The organism is Candidatus Marivariicella framensis (genome assembly GCF_982709265.1).
The window spans coordinates 1-19,145 of record NZ_CEXPNT010000025.1; the positions used below are offsets into that span (position 1 = coordinate 1).

Sequence of the window (19,145 nt, forward strand, 5' to 3'; positions counted from 1 at the left end):
AAACTATTGATTCCATGTCATAGTCTGACATTCCAATACTTGTAGATGAAAAAGTGTTAGTCTCAATAATATCGGCTCCTGCATCTAAATATTTTTCGTGTATTGTTATAATAGCCTCAGGTTGAGTTAAAGACAATAGATCATTATTTCCTTTAACGCTACTTGGGTAATCTTTATAACGCTCCCCCCTATAATCAGATTCGCTAAATTTGTATTGCTGTATCATGGTTCCCATAGCTCCATCTAGTACTAGTATCCTTCTTTTTAAAATTTCAAAAAGGTTTTGCATTGAAGGTAAATTTAAATTTTGATTGGTTTTTTATCAAGTTTTGACATTTCAAATACTCCAAACAAAAATGATGAATAAAACAAGAAACCTAGTAATGTTCCCTTATAAAAGGGGATAGCAAGAACAAAACAACTAATTAAGCCATTAAGATTTAAGGTATACATAGAACCTGAGACCCACACACCAAAGTTTGTGATAATAAAAAAGATGAGACTAGATCCTACTGAACTTATTAAAACTTTTTTTAATGTGATTTTTTTCAACAAGAAGTAACCAATCAAAATAATTATTCCAAAAGTGGCATATTGCCAAATAAAACCAGAGTAAAACCAAGTAAATTGATCATAATAGTTTAAAATGAAATTATTTATAATGAGATCGCTAAACCACAATGATAAAATTGGAATAATAAAAGCATGGTACTTATTACTTAAATAGGCCCCTCCAAACAAAGCTATGGCTCCAATTGGTGTGAAATTAGGCATGTGAGGAATAATTCTTGTAAAAGAGGCAAATAATATCAATAAGATAATTCCAATAAATGATAAATTTATTTTAGTCATATTTAATAAATTAAAAAAAGTAGTTGAGTTGGGTAAAAAATAGTAGGAAATGAATTCATATCTGTTTTAGCTTTTTTTATTGAGGTGGCAATCAGTCAAAATTTTCCTCTTTTAATTAATACAAATATATGTTTTTAAATTTATTTATTTTATGGTTTAGCTGTAATTCTTAAGTTTGACTGGAAATAAATAATTTTAAAAATATAATTTTTATTATCTATAAATTCATAATTTTAGGAATCACTATAATAAGCTCTCAATGATTAGAAAAGGATTGATTTTAACTCTATTGTTTATAACTACATCTTGTTTTAATAATAAAATAAAAGAAATAAAAGACTTGAGTTTTGAAAAATTAAAAGTCACTAAAAATGTTTCACAAGTAAATTCAAATTTCTTGGAAGGAATTATTCCAAAAGATTTAGAAGACTTTCTTTTAAAGAATAATTTTATTACTAATAAAGAAAACATCACAAATGATGAACCACATGAGTTTATTTTTAAAGAATCAGAAGCAATTTATTCGGTAATTATTGATGGTAACGAAAAGCTTAAAAAAATTGAATTCTATTCATTTTCTAAAACTAATTCTTTAGACAAGGCTATCATTTTTTTCAAACAAGCATCAAAAATACCAATACCTCAAGTAGATACATTAAGGATGAAAAAATGGACAGAAAGTAATATGAGTTTAATAAATGAAAACCTCTCTCGAGCTACAATTTTATCAAACATTCATTATATAATCGAACAAATTAATTCTAATGAATTTAAGCTTACAATAAAGAAATATAGTAGTTGATCTTTAAAAAAAGCTCTAATTACCCTGTTTATATTATAAATAGAAGCTTTTTTAGTATATTTGAAAATAATTAAATAATTGAAATGAAAAAATATATAACTCTCGCATTAGCTATAGGCGCTTGGATCTTTAATTCAAACACTATAACAGCACAAAACGCTCAAAACCCTTGGGCTATTGGTATTGGTGCAAACATTGTTAGTATAGATGATAACAACAGTGGATCTGGTACTGGAGTTCCAGCCCTAAGTCTAACTCGTTATTTAGGGGGGAATTTGTCTATTGGTGCTCAATTTTCGGCTAATAGTATTGATGGTTCTGCTGAGGATTACTACACTATTGACGGTATTGTTAAATATAATATTGTTAAAGAAGGAAAAGTTATTCCTTATCTTTTTGCTGGTTATGGATTATCTAGATTTAACAAAAATTCTAATTCAGAAGGAATGTTTCCATCTAAAGAATCAGCTAGAACAACCGTTGGTGGTGCAGGTATTAACGTTAGATTAAGCGATAAATGGGCCGCTAACCTAAGCACTTCAATGCGTAATGCTTCTGAAAAAGGAACTACTAATCAGTTACAACATGTTATTGGTTTCACTTATATGTTTGGAACAGGAGATGCTGATGGAGATGGAGTTTCAGATAAAAAAGATATATGTCCAGATGTTCCTGGATTAAAAGAATTTAATGGTTGTCCTGACACTGATGGTGATGGGATTCCAGATAATGAAGATGCATGTCCAGAAGAAGCTGGAACAGCTGAAATGAATGGTTGTCCTGACACTGATGGTGATGGTATTGCTGATGGAGATGATGCATGTCCTGAAGCTGCTGGTTCAGCAGAAATGGGAGGCTGTCCTGATAGTGATGGTGATACTGTTGCTGATAAAGATGATAAATGTCCTAATGTTGCTGGTGAAGCTGGAAATAATGGATGTCCATGGCCAGACACTGATGGTGATGGCGTTCTTGACAAAGACGATTTATGTCCAAATGTAGCTGGTGTTGCTGCGAATGGTGGATGTGAAGCTGAACCAACTAAATTGATAGAATTTATATCTAGTAGTGAATCCAAAATATATTTTGGATCATCTAGTGTCGATGTTGGAAAAAGTGGAGAGGAACTTGTAAATAATCTTAAATCTCTTTTAGATGAGTATCCAGATGTAAATATAATTATTCAAGGTCATGCTTCTGATGATGGATCTGAAAGTTATAATATGAAAATTTCACAGAAACGTGCTGATACAGTTGCAGCTGCTTTAGTAGCCGCAGGTATCGATGCTAGTAGAATGACAACTGAAGCATATGGAGAAAGTAAACCTCTTTCTGATAGAAAATCAAGTCGTAGAGTTGAATTTGATCGCGGTGTAAACTAGTCGTCAATCATGTACAGTTTATAAATAAAAAAACCTCCCATTGGGAGGTTTTTTTATTTATACATATGTCATTACTTAACTTCTTCTTCTTTTGTCTGAAGACTTTTTATCATTAGAAAACTTGAAAGGATTGGGCTTGCTTCTTCCAGAGGAGCTTCTTCCAGAGGAGCTTCTTCCAGAGGAGCTTCTTCCAGAGGAGCTTCTTCCAGAGGAGCTTCCTCTTGAAAAACTTCCACCTCTATCTCTAGACTTTAATTTTTTAGCCTTTCCTGGATTAAATTTCTCTGTGATAGACACTTCAATATCCCTATTATCTATATTTATAGACTTGAAACCTTCTAGTACTTTATCTCTTTCTTCAGGACCAGATGAAAAGAATGAAAAGTTTTTCATTACATCAACGTGAAAAATTTCATCACTAGTAAAACCAAGAGTTCCTTTTATAAGGTCTTTAAGTGTTCTCCAATCATAACTGTCTTTTTCTCCAATATTAATGTGATAACGAACTTCATCTTTTTTACTAACTTTAGATTTTGAATCGTCATCTGAAAAATCTTTTTTTGGAGTATCTAAGTTTTTTGCTTTTCCACTATAATAATTATAAAAACGATCAAGTTCAACAGTAACCAATCTTTTCAAAATATCTTCTTTTGAAAGATTATCAAGCTGATCTAAAAAAGAAGGAAGAAGTTTTTCAGCTGAATCAGAAGGTTCTACATCGCTTAGTTTTTTAGCTAGATGAAGCATTTGTGCATTACAAATTTCATCTGCATCCGGTATAGTTTTGTGAGTTATTTTAGATTGTATGAGTTTTTCAATAGATCTAATTTTACGTTGCTCACTCTGACTGACAATAATTATAGAGACGCCTTTTTTATCTGCCCTCCCAGTTCGCCCACTCCTATGAGTATAAATCTCACTCTCATCAGGTAATTGATAATTGATAACATGAGTAATATTATCAACATCAATACCCCTTGCAGCAACATCAGTAGCTACTAAAAGTTGAATTTGTTTTTTTCTAAAGGAATTCATCACAGTATCCCTTTGATTTTGACTTAAATCTCCATGAATTGCTGCTGCATTATAACCTGCCTCAATAAGGTTTTCAGCAACTCTTTGAGTGTCTCTTTTAGTTCTGCAAAAAATACAACCAAAAATAGTTGGGTGAGCATCAACTAATCGTTTTAATGCTTCAAAACGTTGACGACCACTTACAGTATAATATTCATGAGAAACATTTTTTGATCCTGAGTTTTTACTTCCAACAGTTATCTCTTTTGGAGAGTTCATGAATTTTTTAGCAATTTTTGCAACTGCTGAAGGCATAGTTGCTGAGAACAACCATGTGTTTTTTTCTTTTGGAGCTTCTGATAAAATTGCAGTTATATCTTCATAAAACCCCATATTTAACATCTCATCAGCTTCATCAAGAATACAATAATCAATTTTTCTAATGTCTACCATTTTTCGCCTTTGCATGTCCTGCATTCTACCGGGAGTAGCTACAATAATCTGTGCTCCTTTTTTAATTTTTTTTGATTGATCTTGAATATTAGCTCCACCATAAACCGCAACAACATTAACCTTTGGCATGTGCTTTGCATAAGTCTGAATCTCTTTGGTTATCTGCATACAAAGCTCTCTTGTAGGAGATAATATTAAACCTTGAGTATGTTTTGAATCAGAATCTATCTTTTGCAACAAAGGCATACCAAAGGCGGCAGTTTTTCCAGTTCCAGTTTGTGCTAAAGCAACAAGATCAGTGTTTTTATTCAACAATAACGGGATAGCCTCCTTTTGAACATCAGTTGGAATTTGAAAACCAAGATCTTCAACAGCCTGAATTAGAGTAGGTTCAAGACCTAAATCTTTAAATGTGAGCATAAAATATTTAAAGGCACAAAAGTAGCCTAATTATTCTTGCAAGCACTTATATTCTCTAAAATACTTTGTTTAAATTATCCTTCTAAATTTCAATTTGTTGGCAAAATACAAGTTGGATAGGAAAAAGCAGCTGTTTGAATCTGTAATGAATACTCATCAAGTAGCTAATTGTCACTCTCATCTTCAGTATAAGTTGATGAGAGTGACAATGAACTTCCGGATACACTTACAATGTTAATTAATTGAGCATACTCCCAATTTCCGCCATCTTCTTCGTCAATCACTTCAAATGCTGTAAAATCTTCATTAGTCCATCTCCATTGATCTTCTAAAAAATTAATAGCATTAGAATTACTATTATATGTAAAAAACCAAGTTCCATAATTTGTAACTACTAGAGTAACATCATTGATTGGTGATGTGATTAATTGATAATTTGGATCAAAATCATTAAGTTCTTCACTATTAACATTGATCTAGGTTTAGACTAATAAACCAACCGCAAAGACCTGATTCTGTAATTCTTGGAACACCATTTAGCGAAGAACTTACCTCCGTAAAGCGCTAATTTTTTCATTTAGTTAAGTTTATATAATGTTAAAATTAGCTATATTTATTTATCAAAATATTCATAATTATGAAAACAATATATTTATTCTTTCTAGTAACATGTACTTCTATTTTTTTATTTTCTCAGGAAAAAAAACTTCCTATTGACACTATTGTAGTTACTCAACATAAAACTATAATTAAAGGTCAAGCAATTAGTTACGAGGCTCAAACTGGAACTCAACCAGTTTGGAATGAAAAAGGTAAACCTATTGCGTCTCTTTTTTACACATACTATAGAAGAACTGGTATAAAAAACAATACTCAACGACCAATCATATTTTCTTTTAATGGTGGTCCAGGTTCAGCTTCAGTGTGGATGCATATTGCATATACTGGCCCTAAAATTCTTAAAATAGATGATGAAGGATATCCCGTTCAACCTTATGGCTTTAAAACTAACCCCTACTCTATTTTAGATGTAGCTGATATTGTTTTTATAAACCCAGTAAATACTGGATATTCTAGAATGGTTGAAATAGATGGAGAACTTCCAGATAGAGAAATATTTTTTGGAATTAATGCTGATATTGCATATTTATCAGAATGGCTTTCAACATTTGTAAGTAGAAAAAATCGATGGGAATCATCTAAATATATAATCGGAGAGAGTTATGGTGGCACTAGAGTAATGGGACTTTCACTAGCATTACAAAATCAACAATGGATGTACCTAAATGGTGTAATTATGGTATCTCCTGCAGACTATAAAACTTTTGATGATAACCCAATTTCATCAGCACTGAACTTACCATATTTTACAGCAACTGCGTGGTATCATAAACAACTTAAATCAGAATTACAGCAAAAAGATTTATTAAAAATATTACCTGAGGCTGAAGATTTTTCAATTAACACTCTAGTTCCTGCTCTAGCTAAAGGAGGATTTATTGATGATGATGAAAAAAAAGTAATTGCTCAAAAAATGTCTGATTTTACTAGTATTTCAACTAAAGTTCTTTTACAACACAATTTAGATCTTCCAACACAATATTTTTGGAAAGAGCTATTGAGGGATCAAGGAAAAAATATAGGTAGACTTGATTCTCGATATATAGGAATTGATAGAAAAGAAACTGGAAACAGACCTGATTACAGTGCAGAGTTAACCTCTTGGTTACATTCATTTACACCAGCAATTAATCATTATATAAAAAATGAACTGAAATTCAAAACTGACATCAAATACAATATGTTTGGACCAGTTCGTCCATGGAATGAGGAAAACGACAATACCAGGGAAAACTTAAGACAAGCTATGGCTCAAAACCCGTATCTAAACGTAATGACTCAATCCGGTTACTATGACGGAGCAACAACTTATTTTGCTGCTAAATACTCACAATGGCAGATGGATCCTAGTGGTAAATTACGTGATCGTTTTTCTTTCAAAGGGTATAGAAGTGGTCACATGATGTACCTTAGAAAAGAAGATTTGATAAAAGCTAATGATGATTTGCGTGAATTTATTAAAACAACAACAACTAACGGAAAACCAGCAAAGTATTAAACATCACAAATCTGAATTGCCTCAGCCAACCCTCCAATTAGATCTTCTTTAGTTGGGATAAACTCCTGAGCAACATAACCTTTAAATCCTGTTGACACTATTGATTCCATAATTGCTGGGTAATATAATTCTTGACTCTCATCAATCTCATGCCTTCCAGGAACTCCCGCAGTATGGTAATGTCCAATATGTTTGTGATTTTCAGTTATTGTTCTTATAACATCTCCTTCATTAACTTGCATATGATATATATCATAAAGAAGTTTAAAGTTCTCTGAATTCAATCTTTTACTTAACTCAACTCCCCATTTTGAATTATCACACATGTAATCTTTATGATCAATTTTTGAGTTTAAAAGCTCCATATGTAAAACAACTCCTAATTTTTCAGCTAAAGGAATAATTTTATTTAAACCATCAATACAGTTTTCAAGCCCCTGTTTGTCACTTATTTCTCTACGACTCCCACTAAAACATATTAAGTTTTTCCAGCCTGCATCTGCAACTAACTCTATATGTCTTAAATAATTTGATATTAGATCTTCATGAAATTTTTTATCACACCAACCATTAGTTAAGCTACGAGTTGATTTCCCCTCTAAGTCACCATAACACATTGTTGAAATTAAGTTGTGTTTTTTTAAAACGTCCCAATTCTCAGAACCAACAAGATCAACACCAACTAATCCTATTTTTTTTGATTGAATAACTAGGTCTTCAAATGGAATTTTCTTATAACACCAAGCGCTAACGGAATGGTTTATATTTCCCTTTAATTTTGAATAATTTGATTTCATATTATCTTGTACACAAGCAATCGGCATTACTCCAACTCCTGCAATACCAGAACCAATTGTTTTTAGTAAATTTCTTCTATTCATTTTTCATAATTTTTTAAATTTAAGTACTTTTAATTAAAGTTACTTCTTGTTTTTTCCCAACTCCATGCTGATTTTAGCGCTTCAGATAACGAATATTTAGATTTCCACCCTAAGATATTTTTAGCCTTTTTAGCATCCGCATAGGCAACCACAATATCACCAGGCCTCCTTTTTCCAATTTTAAATGGAACTTTATTCCCAGTTACTTTTTCAAATTCTGATATTAATTCTAAAACACTTACTCCAGTTCCCGTTCCAATATTTATAGACTCTAAATATTTACTTCTTTGCATATTACTTAAATATTCAATCGCCTTACAATGAGCCTCAGTTAAATCCATAATATGTATGTAGTCTCGAATACCGCTTCCATCTTTTGTAGGATAATCATTTCCATAAACAGTAAGAATGTCTTGTTGACCATTAACAACTTGAGTTAAGTAAGGCATAATATTCTCAGGAACACTTTTAGGGTTTTCGCCAATAAGTCCACTAGAATGAGCACCTATAGGATTAAAGTAACGTAGAGATATTCCTTTAAATTTTGATTCAATTTTAAATTGGGCATCAATTATTTGCTCACAAATTTGTTTTGTATGACCATAGGGAGATGCAGGATTACCAAATGGAAGATCCTCGCTCATAGGTTGAGTTTTAGAGCTTCCATAAACAGTACATGAAGAGCTAAAAACAAAAGGGACACCATTGGGCATCAATTCTAAAAGGTTAATCATGCCAAGAACATTATTTTTATAATATTTTATAGGCTTACTAACACTCTCACTAACAGATTTCAAGGCTGCAAAATGAATAACACCTTCTATATTTTTGTGTTTTTTAAAAAAAAATGAAACATCATTCTTGTTTATTAAGTTAATTTCTTCAAAATCAGGTTTTGTATTTGTAATAGCTTGTATTTGATCTAGAACAGATAAACTTGAATTAGATAGATTATCAATAATAAAAATCTCGTGATTCTTCCTAATTAATTCAGTAGCTACATGAGAACCTATGTATCCTAATCCTCCTGTAATAAGTATTTTCAAAATATTAAATTAAATTTCCCATCCCGGACGATAATCCCTACCGACAAACTGATTAGCATCATCCATATTTGTGATTCGCATGTTATCACCATCCCATAAAAGTTTCTTACGAGCATAGAATTCCATATTACCATTACTAGTTTCTTTACGAAGCAAATAACTTCTAATAGCAATGTTACCCATTAAAACTGTTTCCGTAAGGGGTCCAGAATAATCAAAAGAGGAAGTTAAAGACATGTGTTCTTTACTATTAAATCCGGCTTTACAAGCATCAATCCATTTACGTGCATGACCAAACTCAGGTTCATCGGATTTATCTATAATAGATCCATTTACTGTTGGAACTCCCTTTTTATACATTTTTGGATTCATTCCGTAAACATCGGTAGTTATAATTCCTTTTTCACCAATCATCATAACTCCATTATAACCTCCTTTTCCAGCTAAATCTTCATTTGGAGGAATTAAATCTGGATGTGACGGTCTTATACCTCCATCTGTCCAAACCATTTCAATTTTACTTTTATTTTTTATTGTTGGATCAAAATGCAATGTTACTGAAGATGAAGGAGGACATCCCTCTGGAATATACTCTGGAGTCCACATTTTAGTAAAAACACTTCCTACACTACATTCTACATCAGTAGGGTATTTTAAACCCAGGGCTTTAAAAGGAACATCAATAATATGACATCCCATATCACCAAGAGCCCCTGTTCCATATGCCCACCATCCTCTCCAATCGAAAGGGTGCATTCCTGGTATATATTCTGTTTTAGGAGCTGGACCTAACCACAAGTCCCAATTAAGACCATTTGGAAGTTTACTGTTATCTGGTTTTGGCATATTAATTCCTTGTGGCCAAACTGGACGGTTGGTCCATACATGAACTTTCGAAACTTCTCCAATCTCACCTTCATTGATCCATTTTTGAACAGATAACTGTGAAGGATTTGAAGCTCCTTGATTACCCATTTGAGATACAATTTTTCTTTCTCTGGCCATTTCTGTTAAAAGCCGTGCCTCTCTTACGTTATGAGTTAATGGTTTTTGAACATAAACGTGTTTATTTCGTTCCATTGAATAAACTGCAGAAGGGGCATGAGAATGGTCTGGTCCAGAAATTGTTACTGCGTCAATCTCAGGGTGTTTATCAAGCATTTCTCTGAAATCTTCATAAAATTTAGCTTTTGGGAATTTTTCACGACTCTCAATTACACCATGAAGACCGTTAGGATCCACATCACACAAAGCAACAACCCTTTCTCTTCCGTTTACTGAAGCATTCAATATATCAGATCTTCCCTTGCCACCAACACCAATACCTGCAATAGCTAATTGATCACTTGGAGCTACATAATTTACCCCGCCTAAAACATGACGTGGAAGAATAAAGAAGGTTGAGGCTAAAGCAGATTTTTTTATAAAATCTCTGCGACTGTTATTTAAGTTTCGTGATTTTTTACTCATTTGATTTTAAATTTTTATGAAATTACAAATTTTATGATAATATATTTTATGGCGTCATAAAAAATCCTTTCCATTGGTCATTTAAATTAAAACAACTTCTAATATTTACTTCTTTTTTTAGATATAGAGCTTCAATCGACAGAGCTTTGAAGGTCAATTCACAAAAGTTAATTTCTTTACCGATAGGAACATAATAGGGATCATCAATTTTTACTCCTGGAGGTTTAAAAGAGGTGTAGTTTTTTTTTGAATGCTCAGGTTGAGCATTAAAAATATTTAAATCTGAATTTATATTTATTAATTCAGCTCGAACCGTAACTTGAAATAAAGCGGTTTTATCATAAAACAATAATTGAACGGATGAAGAGTTTTTCAAATCATTCACTTTTTTTGACCTCAAATCTGTATAAATAGTAAAACTCAATTTATTTGAATCAAAACTTCTTAAAATTACATTTCTGCTATTAGGCTTTCTATTGATATCAACAGTTGATAAAACAAAAGACCTGAAAGAATGATCTTTTTCTTCAATTGCCTTCAGCCATTGAGTTTTACATTCTGTAAATATTTCTAAAAGCTTCAATGATTATTATTATTCTTAAACCAAGCATTTAATCTGTCTTTAGAATTTTTTTTAATATCGGCCCAGAATAAATTAATATCGGCATAATGATAACTTTTTATAAAATTTAAAAGTATTCGATTGGGCACTTTTGGAACTGAAGTCCATAAAATTCCATCAGTTTTATAAACTTTTACGCTTTTAGGATATATTTTATCATCTATATATAATATTCCAAGATGCTCTGAAATATCTGATGATTGATCTGAGTTCCAGTTTATGGGGTTTGTTACAACTCCTCCCTTGAACCATTGGTTATATTTTTTTGGATATCTGTTTTTTTTATAGGTGTTCCAACTCACATATCCTCCTGTTTCCTCTTTTGACTCTAATGGTTTTAAATTTTTAAAATCATTTATTTTTATTTGTGTCCCAATTAAATAGGCAGCAACCAGCTCATTCTGTAAATCTGTTCCGTCAAAATATTCTTGTAATAGCCTCTTCGCATGTATCGCTCCTTGACTATGAGAAGCTATAATTATTGGACGATTTTTTCTGTGATATTTCAAAAAATATTCAAAGGACTTTTTTAAGTCTGAATAAGCAAGCTCCCATGCCCTTGATTCATTATATGGACTTGTAAAAATTCTAATATGAGCTTGACGATAGAATGGCACGTATAATTCACCAGCACTTGCCCATGCCGAAGCTTGATATTTAACAGCCTTATTAATTACATCATCTCGTATTTGTTTTTTATAAATATCTGAATTCCAACTAATATCCTCTGGGTCTAAGAGTAAAGTGGGGTAAATAAAAAAAACAGCTGCACTATCCGGTTTTGTATTTCCAATAATTTCGATAAGAGGCTTTGGGTATTTGGAAGGTAATACAGCCCATGAATTGTCTAAGGAGTAATCTGGGGGAGCTGGAATATTTTCCTCTGAAAAAGGAATTGATTTATACTTTGAAGAAGTAAAAGAGTTTAATGAATAATTTTTAATTACAGAACATGCATTTGTAAAAGTTATAGTCATTATTATTATTAATATTTTTTTCATAAAAATTGTAAAACACAAATATGATATTTTTTTGAGTGAAATAAATTGAATCTGTTTATTATCTTTATTTTTTAATTACAAAAATATGAGACTTTTTTTATTATTCTTTTTTTTAATCTCGATCAATATTATCAATGCACAAAGTTTTGACCCTAAATGGTTAAACAGCACTCCTGCAAGAAATATTGGTCCTGGAGGAATGAGTGGAAGGACAACAACCATTGATGTAGTTCATGATGATCCCAAAACAATATATATTGGAACTGCTTCTGGGGGTATTTGGCGCTCAAAAAGTGGAGGTGTTTCTTGGGAGCCTATTTTTAATGACCAAATTACTGCTTCAATTGGCTCTATTGCAATTCAACAGTCAAATCCTGATGTAATTTGGGCTGGAACTGGAGAGGGAAATCCACGGAATAGTTTAAATGGAGGTTTTGGTATATATAAATCATTAGACGGAGGAGATAGTTGGAAAAGTATGGGTCTAGAATACACTAGACATATTCATCGAATCATTATTCATCCCGACAACCCTAATGTTTTATATGTAGCTGCTATTGGATCTCCTTGGGGTGAACACAAAGAAAGAGGGGTTTATAAAACTGTTAATGGAGGTGAAACTTGGATGAAAATTCTTAGTGGAAATCTGAATACTGGTGCAGCTGACCTTGTTATGGATCCAAAAAATCCTAATAAATTAGTTGCTGCTCTTTGGGAACATAAAAGAGAGCCTTGGTTTTTTAAATCAGGAGGACCAAAGAGTGGATTATTTATAACAATTGATGGAGGCAAGAATTGGGTTAAAAAAACTGAAAAAGATGGTCTTCCAAAAGGAGATTTAGGAAGAATCGGCTTAGCTTTTGCCACCAATAAAAGTGAAATATTATATGCTTTAATTGAATCTAAAAAAAATGGTTTATACAAATCAATAGATGGAGGTAAAAAATGGAAATTAATTAATTCTAAGCCTGGAATTGGTAATCGTCCTTTTTATTATTCTGACTTATTTGTTGATCCTAAAAATGAAAATAGGGTTTATTCAGTATTTACATATGTTAATGTTTCAGAAGATGGTGGAAAATCTTTTTCAGAATTAATGCCTGCCTATGGAGTTGATAATGGGGTTCATCCTGACCACCATGCTTGGTGGATTCATCCAGAAAATGGAAATTTTATAATTGATGGAAACGATGGAGGAATGAATATTTCTAGAGATGGTGGAAAATCATGGCGATTTATTGGAAATATTCCCGTTGCTCAATTTTATCACATTAGTATAGATAATGAATACCCCTATAATGTTTACGGGGGCATGCAAGATAATGGATCTTGGAGAGGACCAGCTTATGTCTGGAAAACTCAGGGGATTAGAAATTCTTATTGGCAAGAAATTGCATTTGGTGACGGTTTTGATGTTGTACCTGATAAAGATAATTCTCAATTTGGGTTTGCAATGAGTCAGCAAGGGAATGTTTCAAGATACGACTGGAAAACTGGAAATAATTATACTGTTCGTCCAACTCATCCAGATCCAGAAATCAAATTAAGATTCAACTGGAATGCTGCAATAGGACAAGATCCTTTTAATAATAGTACTGTTTATTTTGGAAGTCAATTTGTACATAAAAGCTCAGACAAGGGCCTTACTTGGAGGTTAATATCTCCAGATTTAACAACAAATAATCCCGAAAAACAAAAACAATCTGAAAGTGGAGGATTAACTTTAGATGCCACGGGTGCAGAAAATCATTGTACATTAATTGTAATTGAACCTAGTCCTTTAGAAAAAAATATGTTATGGGTGGCTTCTGATGATGGAAGAGTTCATATTACTAAAGATGGAGGGGGAAACTGGGAGGATGTTACTAAAGGGCTCAAAGGTTTGCCAAAAGGAAGCTGGATTCCTCAGATTAAAGCTTCGAATAAAAATAAAGGTGAAGCATTATTGATAGCTAACGATTATCGAAGATTTAATTACGAGGCTTATGCTTACAGAACAAAAAATTATGGAAAAACATGGGAAAGAATTGTTGATTCAAATGATGTGTCATCATACACATTAAGTATAATTGAAGATATTGTCAATCCAAAATTATTATTTTTAGGTGCTGATGATGGTTTATATTTCTCTTTAAACTCCGGTGAAAATTGGCAGAAATTTGATTCAAAAACTTTTCCTACTGTATCTACTAAAGATTTGGCTATTCATCCAAGAGAACACGATCTAATAATTGGAACATTTGGAAGAGCTGCTTGGATATTGGATGACATTAAACCCTTAAGGGCAATGGCAGACAGCTTGTCCTTAACTAATGAATTATTTAAACTATTTGAACCTCCAACTGCTTACATGGCGTCAATACAACAACCTACTGGAAGTAGGTTTGGAGGTGATGCTTTATTTAATGGAGAAAATAAAGGCTTTGGTGCCCAAATAAAATATTTTTTTAATCCAGATTTTTCTGAAATAAAAGACCTTAAAAAAGATACCATTTTATTAAAAGTATATGATAAGGAAAGGCTTATTAGAACTTTAAAAATAAAATTTCCAGACAAAAAAGGATTTCATAAAATTAGTTGGAATATGGATGAAAAAGGTCCAAAATATCCAAAACGAAAAATTAGAAAAAATAATAGTGAAGGGTCTGGGACCCAAGTAAAACCAGGCGAGTACAAGTTAATCATGGAAGTTGGAGACATTAATGATGAAACTTTTATAATTGTTAAATCAGATCCAAGATTATCTATTTCTAAGAAAGCAATTGAGAATTCATATAAAACATCAAAAACTTTAGAAAAATACATCAAAATTATTGACAAGGCATCAAATCAGCTTGCTAAAAGTATTTTGATTGCTAAAGATTTTGAAAATATTTTAATTAAAAATGATTCTTTATCATTTAAAACTCAAATTGAGTCATCTAAGGAAGTGATCAAAAAAATTAATGTTATTCAGGATTTGTTCTTTGGTAAAGTTGATAAAAGACAAGGTATTATTAGAAGTACAAAAGAAACTGTTTTATCTAGAATAAGAAAAGCTTATTATTACTCAAGTTCTAGACCAAACGGAACAACTAAGACTGAAGAAATTTTAACAACTCAGGCAGAAAATGAATTAAAATCTGCTTTAGATAAGGTAAATATGTTTTTCAATGAAGAATGGAAACAATATCAATTAAAAATGGAGAAAATATCAATTTCTCCTTTTACACCATCTGAAAAATTCAATATTAATAATTAAACACATTTAAAATGAAAAAATATTTAATACTTCTAATCTCATTATTGCTGTCATATAGTTGTAATCAAACAAAAAAGAAAAGTGAATCAATACATAAGTATAAAATCTCCTTGAATTCTAAAAACGATAGTGGAACATCTGGCTTAGTTACAATAAAACAGGTGAATAATGGTAAGGTTGAATTAGAAGCTCATATTATGGGTTTAAATCCAGGAAATCATGCGATTCACATCCATGAAAAAGCTGATTGCTCTTCGGCTGATGGAAAATCAGCTGGAGGACATTGGAATCCAACTTTTGAAAATCATGGATCATGGGGAAACAGCAAAGGATTTCATAGAGGAGATATTGGAAATTTTATTGCAGATGAAAATGGACATGGAATGATGAAATTCGCTACTGATCTTTGGTGCTTAAACTGTGATGATCCAATTAAAAATATAATAGGAAAATCTATTATCATTCATGATGGAGAAGATGATCTTACGTCTCAACCATCAGGAGCAGCAGGAGCTAGAGTTTCTTGTGCAGGAATTATTAATGATTTTTAAAAGCTAGAAAGTTCTATTTTTATTTAATTTTTCTTGAACCTCTAACTCTTTAATTGACATTACTTTTAAAAAAGATGAATGTTGTTCAATTGCATATTCTACTTTCTCAATAATTTCGTCAATAGATTCATTATTATAATCTATATCCAAGGCCTTCTTGATATGCATTGTCTGGAGAATATCTCTTTTTTTAATCATTATGCCCTTTTTATCAAATGATCGTCTAAAACCATCAATAACAATAGGAATCACAACAGGTTTATATCTTTTGATGATATGAGCAGTGCCTTTTCTGATAGGCTTGAAAGGTTTTGTTGTTCCTTGTGGAAAGGTTACAACCCAGCCATCATCTAAAGCTCTTCCAATATTTGAAATATCAGAAAACTTAACCTTTCTGTTAATTTCTTTCCCTTTTTCGCGCCATGTTCTTTCAATAGAAACTGAACCTGCATAAGCTAATATTCTAGACAATAAGCTAGATTTCATGGTTTCTTTTGCAGCAACATAATAAACATTTAGTTTTGGATTCCATATATAACCTACATTTTTTATAGAATCTGTTCTACCTCTTAAACATGCATTAAAAACATGAAACATTGCTACTACATCAGCAAAGTAAGTTTGATGATTAGAAACAAATAAAACATTTTTATCTGGTAGATTTTTAATGATTTCAGATCCTTCAATTTTTAAATTATTAAATCCCCTATATCTTCTATGGGTCATTATTCCCAGATATCTAATCAACCATTTCTTTAAAATTAGATAATGTCCAAAAGAATTTTTTTTAAAAAAAAGCATAAGTTTTTTATAACTAGAATTGTTGAAAAATTAAAAATGAATTTTTTTTAATAAAAACTTGAATTCTGATAATATCATTGCTGTTGCACCCCAAACAATATTATCTCTAAAATTATAAGCTGGAACGCCTATTTCATTCATGTATTTATCAGAAATATCAATTTTAATTTTTGATGAATCATCTAATAGTAAATCAAAAGATACATCAAAAACTTTTTTAACTTCATTTTTATCAATTTTAAACTCTGGAAAATGGTTGTAAATCGCAATAAAAGGGTAGACTATAAAGTTACTTGGAGGAATATAAATTGATGACAAGGCCTTTACGTAATTCATGTCATGTGCATCTAGCCCTACCTCTTCTTCAGTCTCTCTTATTGAAGTTTTCCAATTTGATTTATCAAATGATTCTTTTTTGCCTCCGGGCAAACATATTTGACCAGAATGAACACCCTTATCTATTGGTCTTTGCATTAACACAAAGCAGGCCTCACCAGTCTTGTCTTTATAAACACATATTAAAACACTAGCTATTAAAGCATTTGATTTGTAACTTTTATATTTCTTAATAAGCTTTAATCTCTCAGATGAGGACATTTCAATTTGAGCATCATTACCCGGTAACGATATTTCTTTTAATTTTGGAATTGCATTTTGAAATATCGAAAACTTCATGAAAAGAATTTTATTATTAATAGTTTTTATTTTTTCTAGTTGTGAGACTATAAAAAAAAATAAGCCTTTATTGAAAAACCCGGAAACAAAAACTATAACAAATATAAAACAGATTGATAGTTTTATAAAGTTAAATGAGAAAAATGCAATACCATTTTTATATGAGTACTCAAAGAAAAATTTAGAAGACAAAGTGAAAATATCTACCGAATATGGTGATATAGTCATTCTTTTATATAAAAACACGAACATTCACCGTTCAAATTTTATTTTTTTAATAAAGAAAAAATATTTTGACGGTACAATTTTTCATAGAGTTGTTCCTGATTTTATAATTCAGGGAGGAAATTCAGATGACTCAAAAATATTACTAAAAAGGAGACAAATAGGTAGATATTTACTTCCTCCAGACACAAGAAAAGGAAACAAACATCATAGAGGAGTAATATCAATGCCTAGTAGTGAAATTGACAATCCACATAAATTAGCATCACCATTTGAGTTTTTCATAGTTCAACAAAATTCAGGAGCATATCATCTTGACAAAGACTATACAGCCTTTGGGAGAGTAATAAAAGGCATGGATGTAGTTGACAAAATAAATAATGAAAAAACTGATGACAGAGAAACACCACATAAAAATATATATATAAAAGCTATAGTTGTTGATTAAATAGATTTTTCTTATTAAATTTAGTTTTTTAATAGAATATACTAATGACACTCACTCAACTTCAATATACACTTGCTGTAGCAAAATATGGTAATTTCACATTAGCTGCGGATAAATCCAATGTAACTCAACCTACTCTTAGCATGCAAGTTCAAAAATTAGAAGAAGAACTTGGTGCTATAATCTTTAATCGAAACACAAAACCAATAGCATTAACTGCTGTTGGGGAAAAAATAATTAAACAAGCAAAAAATATAATTGAAGAATCTCAAAAAATGAGATATTTAATTGATCAAGAAAAAGGAGTTGTAGAAGGTGAATTCAGGTTAGGTATTATTCCAACAGTAATGCCAACATTACTTCCACTTTTTTTAAATACTTTTCTGAAAAAATTTCCTAAAGTACGATTGAAAATTGAAGAATTAAATACTAAAAATTTTACTGAACAAATATTAGATGGCAGAATAGATGCTGGAATTGGAGCAACACCATTAAATAATTTCAAATTAATAGAAAACCCTCTATACTATGAACCATTTGTGGGGTATGTACCAGAAAATCACCCATTATATAAAAATAAAAAGTTACAAATAAACGATTTAGAAAGTAGTAAAATTTTAATCTTAGAAGATGGTCATTGTTTTAGAAATCAAATGATTAATCTATGTGGCATAAATCTTATTGATTATAAGTTTAGTATTAAAAGTGGGAGTTTTGAAACAATGATAAATTTAGCTGATGAAGGTCTTGGAATGACTTTACTGCCTTACATGCACACACAATCTTTATCTAGTGAAAAACAAAAAAATCTAAGGTATTTTGAAGACCCAGCACCAGCAAGAGAAATTAGCCTAATATATTCAAAAGCTAAACTAAAACTACCTATTGCTTTTGCATTAAATAAGGTTATTGATGGAATAATCAGAGGAACTATTCAGTTTGAAAATGTAAAAATAATAGCACCTAAATAAATATTTTTTTATTTTTAAAGAGGTCACAAAACAAATTATTAAATAACTTGTGAAGAACGTAATTAACGTTATATTTGCCCCATTATTTTTCGGGGTGTAGCGTAGCCCGGTCATCGCGCCTGCTTTGGGAGCAGGAGGTCGCAGGTTCGAATCCTGCCACCCCGACTAAGA

17 protein-coding genes and 1 tRNA gene are annotated in these 19,145 nt (G+C 31.3%); 8 read left to right on the forward strand and 10 right to left on the reverse strand.

Going from position 1 to position 19,145, the window contains the following annotated elements:
* Together AC34EU_RS07635 and AC34EU_RS07640 are read right to left on the reverse strand one after the other, a co-directional pair.
* On the reverse strand, positions 1–289 hold a 289-nt coding region (locus AC34EU_RS07635), incomplete at its 3' end, for a homocysteine S-methyltransferase family protein (protein WP_489696156.1).
* Positions 290–300: 11 nt separating this feature from the next.
* A complete protein-coding gene (locus AC34EU_RS07640; protein ID WP_487534612.1) occupies positions 301–852 on the reverse strand; it encodes a DUF6580 family putative transport protein in 552 nt (183 codons plus the stop codon).
* Positions 853–1,111: 259 nt separating this feature from the next.
* Between AC34EU_RS07640 and AC34EU_RS07645 the strand changes: the two genes are divergently transcribed.
* Together AC34EU_RS07645 and AC34EU_RS07650 are read left to right on the forward strand one after the other, a co-directional pair.
* On the forward strand, positions 1,112–1,654 hold the full coding sequence (locus tag AC34EU_RS07645) for a hypothetical protein (RefSeq protein WP_487534548.1): 543 nt from the start codon (positions 1,112–1,114) through the stop codon (positions 1,652–1,654).
* An 83-nt stretch (positions 1,655–1,737) separates the two neighbouring features.
* The gene (locus AC34EU_RS07650; protein ID WP_487534549.1) at positions 1,738–3,036 is read left to right on the forward strand and encodes an OmpA family protein; all 1,299 of its coding nucleotides are present in this window, start codon (positions 1,738–1,740) and stop codon (positions 3,034–3,036) included.
* A gap of 75 nt (positions 3,037–3,111) precedes the next feature.
* Here AC34EU_RS07650 and AC34EU_RS07655 read toward each other — a convergent pair whose 3' ends face one another.
* On the reverse strand, positions 3,112–4,923 hold the full coding sequence (locus AC34EU_RS07655; protein ID WP_487534550.1) for a DEAD/DEAH box helicase: 1,812 nt from the start codon (positions 4,921–4,923) through the stop codon (positions 3,112–3,114).
* Between the two features lie 637 nt (positions 4,924–5,560).
* Between AC34EU_RS07655 and AC34EU_RS07660 the strand changes: the two genes are divergently transcribed.
* Positions 5,561–7,042: a S10 family peptidase gene (locus AC34EU_RS07660; RefSeq protein WP_487534552.1), complete on the forward strand. Its 1,482-nt coding sequence runs from the start codon at positions 5,561–5,563 to the stop codon at positions 7,040–7,042.
* Here the strand turns inward: AC34EU_RS07660 and AC34EU_RS07665 are convergent.
* The 5 genes from AC34EU_RS07665 to AC34EU_RS07685 are packed head-to-tail and all read right to left on the reverse strand — an operon-like array spanning position 7,039 to position 12,062.
* Positions 7,039–7,923: a hydroxypyruvate isomerase family protein gene (locus AC34EU_RS07665; RefSeq protein ID WP_489696157.1), complete on the reverse strand. Its 885-nt coding sequence runs from the start codon at positions 7,921–7,923 to the stop codon at positions 7,039–7,041. The two genes, AC34EU_RS07660 and AC34EU_RS07665, sit on opposite strands and share 4 nt — an antisense overlap.
* 29 nt (positions 7,924–7,952) lie before the next feature.
* Positions 7,953–8,969: a UDP-glucose 4-epimerase GalE gene (gene galE / locus AC34EU_RS07670; RefSeq protein WP_487534554.1), complete on the reverse strand. Its 1,017-nt coding sequence runs from the start codon at positions 8,967–8,969 to the stop codon at positions 7,953–7,955.
* Between the two features lie 9 nt (positions 8,970–8,978).
* Entirely contained in the window at positions 8,979–10,439 is a 1,461-nt protein-coding gene (locus AC34EU_RS07675; RefSeq protein WP_487534555.1) for a Gfo/Idh/MocA family protein, read from the reverse strand.
* 46 nt (positions 10,440–10,485) lie between these two features.
* Positions 10,486–11,022, reverse strand: a complete 537-nt coding sequence (locus AC34EU_RS07680) for a pyridoxamine 5'-phosphate oxidase family protein (protein ID WP_487534557.1) — start codon at positions 11,020–11,022, stop codon at positions 10,486–10,488.
* A complete protein-coding gene (locus AC34EU_RS07685) occupies positions 11,019–12,062 on the reverse strand; it encodes a DUF3089 domain-containing protein (protein WP_487534558.1) in 1,044 nt (347 codons plus the stop codon). The genes AC34EU_RS07680 and AC34EU_RS07685 overlap by 4 nt, the downstream gene beginning before the upstream one ends.
* Before the next feature lie 85 nt (positions 12,063–12,147).
* Between AC34EU_RS07685 and AC34EU_RS07690 the strand changes: the two genes are divergently transcribed.
* Positions 12,148–15,303 carry a WD40/YVTN/BNR-like repeat-containing protein gene (locus tag AC34EU_RS07690; protein ID WP_487534559.1) on the forward strand — a complete coding sequence of 1,052 codons (3,156 nt, stop codon included), beginning with the start codon at positions 12,148–12,150 and terminating at the stop codon, positions 15,301–15,303.
* Positions 15,304–15,314: 11 nt separating this feature from the next.
* The gene (locus AC34EU_RS07695) at positions 15,315–15,854 is read left to right on the forward strand and encodes a superoxide dismutase family protein (protein ID WP_487534561.1); all 540 of its coding nucleotides are present in this window, start codon (positions 15,315–15,317) and stop codon (positions 15,852–15,854) included.
* A gap of 3 nt (positions 15,855–15,857) precedes the next feature.
* On the opposite strand, the gene AC34EU_RS07700 is transcribed toward AC34EU_RS07695, so the two are convergent.
* Positions 15,858–16,655, reverse strand: a complete 798-nt coding sequence (locus AC34EU_RS07700; RefSeq protein WP_489696158.1) for a lysophospholipid acyltransferase family protein — start codon at positions 16,653–16,655, stop codon at positions 15,858–15,860.
* Positions 16,656–16,685: 30 nt separating this feature from the next.
* On the reverse strand, positions 16,686–17,330 hold the full coding sequence (locus AC34EU_RS07705) for an NUDIX hydrolase (RefSeq protein WP_489696159.1): 645 nt from the start codon (positions 17,328–17,330) through the stop codon (positions 16,686–16,688).
* Here AC34EU_RS07705 and AC34EU_RS07710 point away from each other — a divergent pair.
* The 3 genes from AC34EU_RS07710 (at position 17,329) to AC34EU_RS07720 (ending at position 19,139) form a co-directional block, all read left to right on the forward strand.
* Complete coding sequence (locus tag AC34EU_RS07710; RefSeq protein WP_489696160.1) at positions 17,329–18,003, forward strand: peptidylprolyl isomerase; 675 nt, start codon at positions 17,329–17,331, stop codon at positions 18,001–18,003. The two genes, AC34EU_RS07705 and AC34EU_RS07710, sit on opposite strands and share 2 nt — an antisense overlap.
* A 44-nt stretch (positions 18,004–18,047) precedes the next feature.
* A complete protein-coding gene (locus AC34EU_RS07715) occupies positions 18,048–18,974 on the forward strand; it encodes a hydrogen peroxide-inducible genes activator (protein WP_487534566.1) in 927 nt (308 codons plus the stop codon).
* A 90-nt stretch (positions 18,975–19,064) separates the two neighbouring features.
* Positions 19,065–19,139, forward strand: a tRNA-Pro gene (locus AC34EU_RS07720).
* Positions 19,140–19,145: the final 6 nt, after the last annotated feature.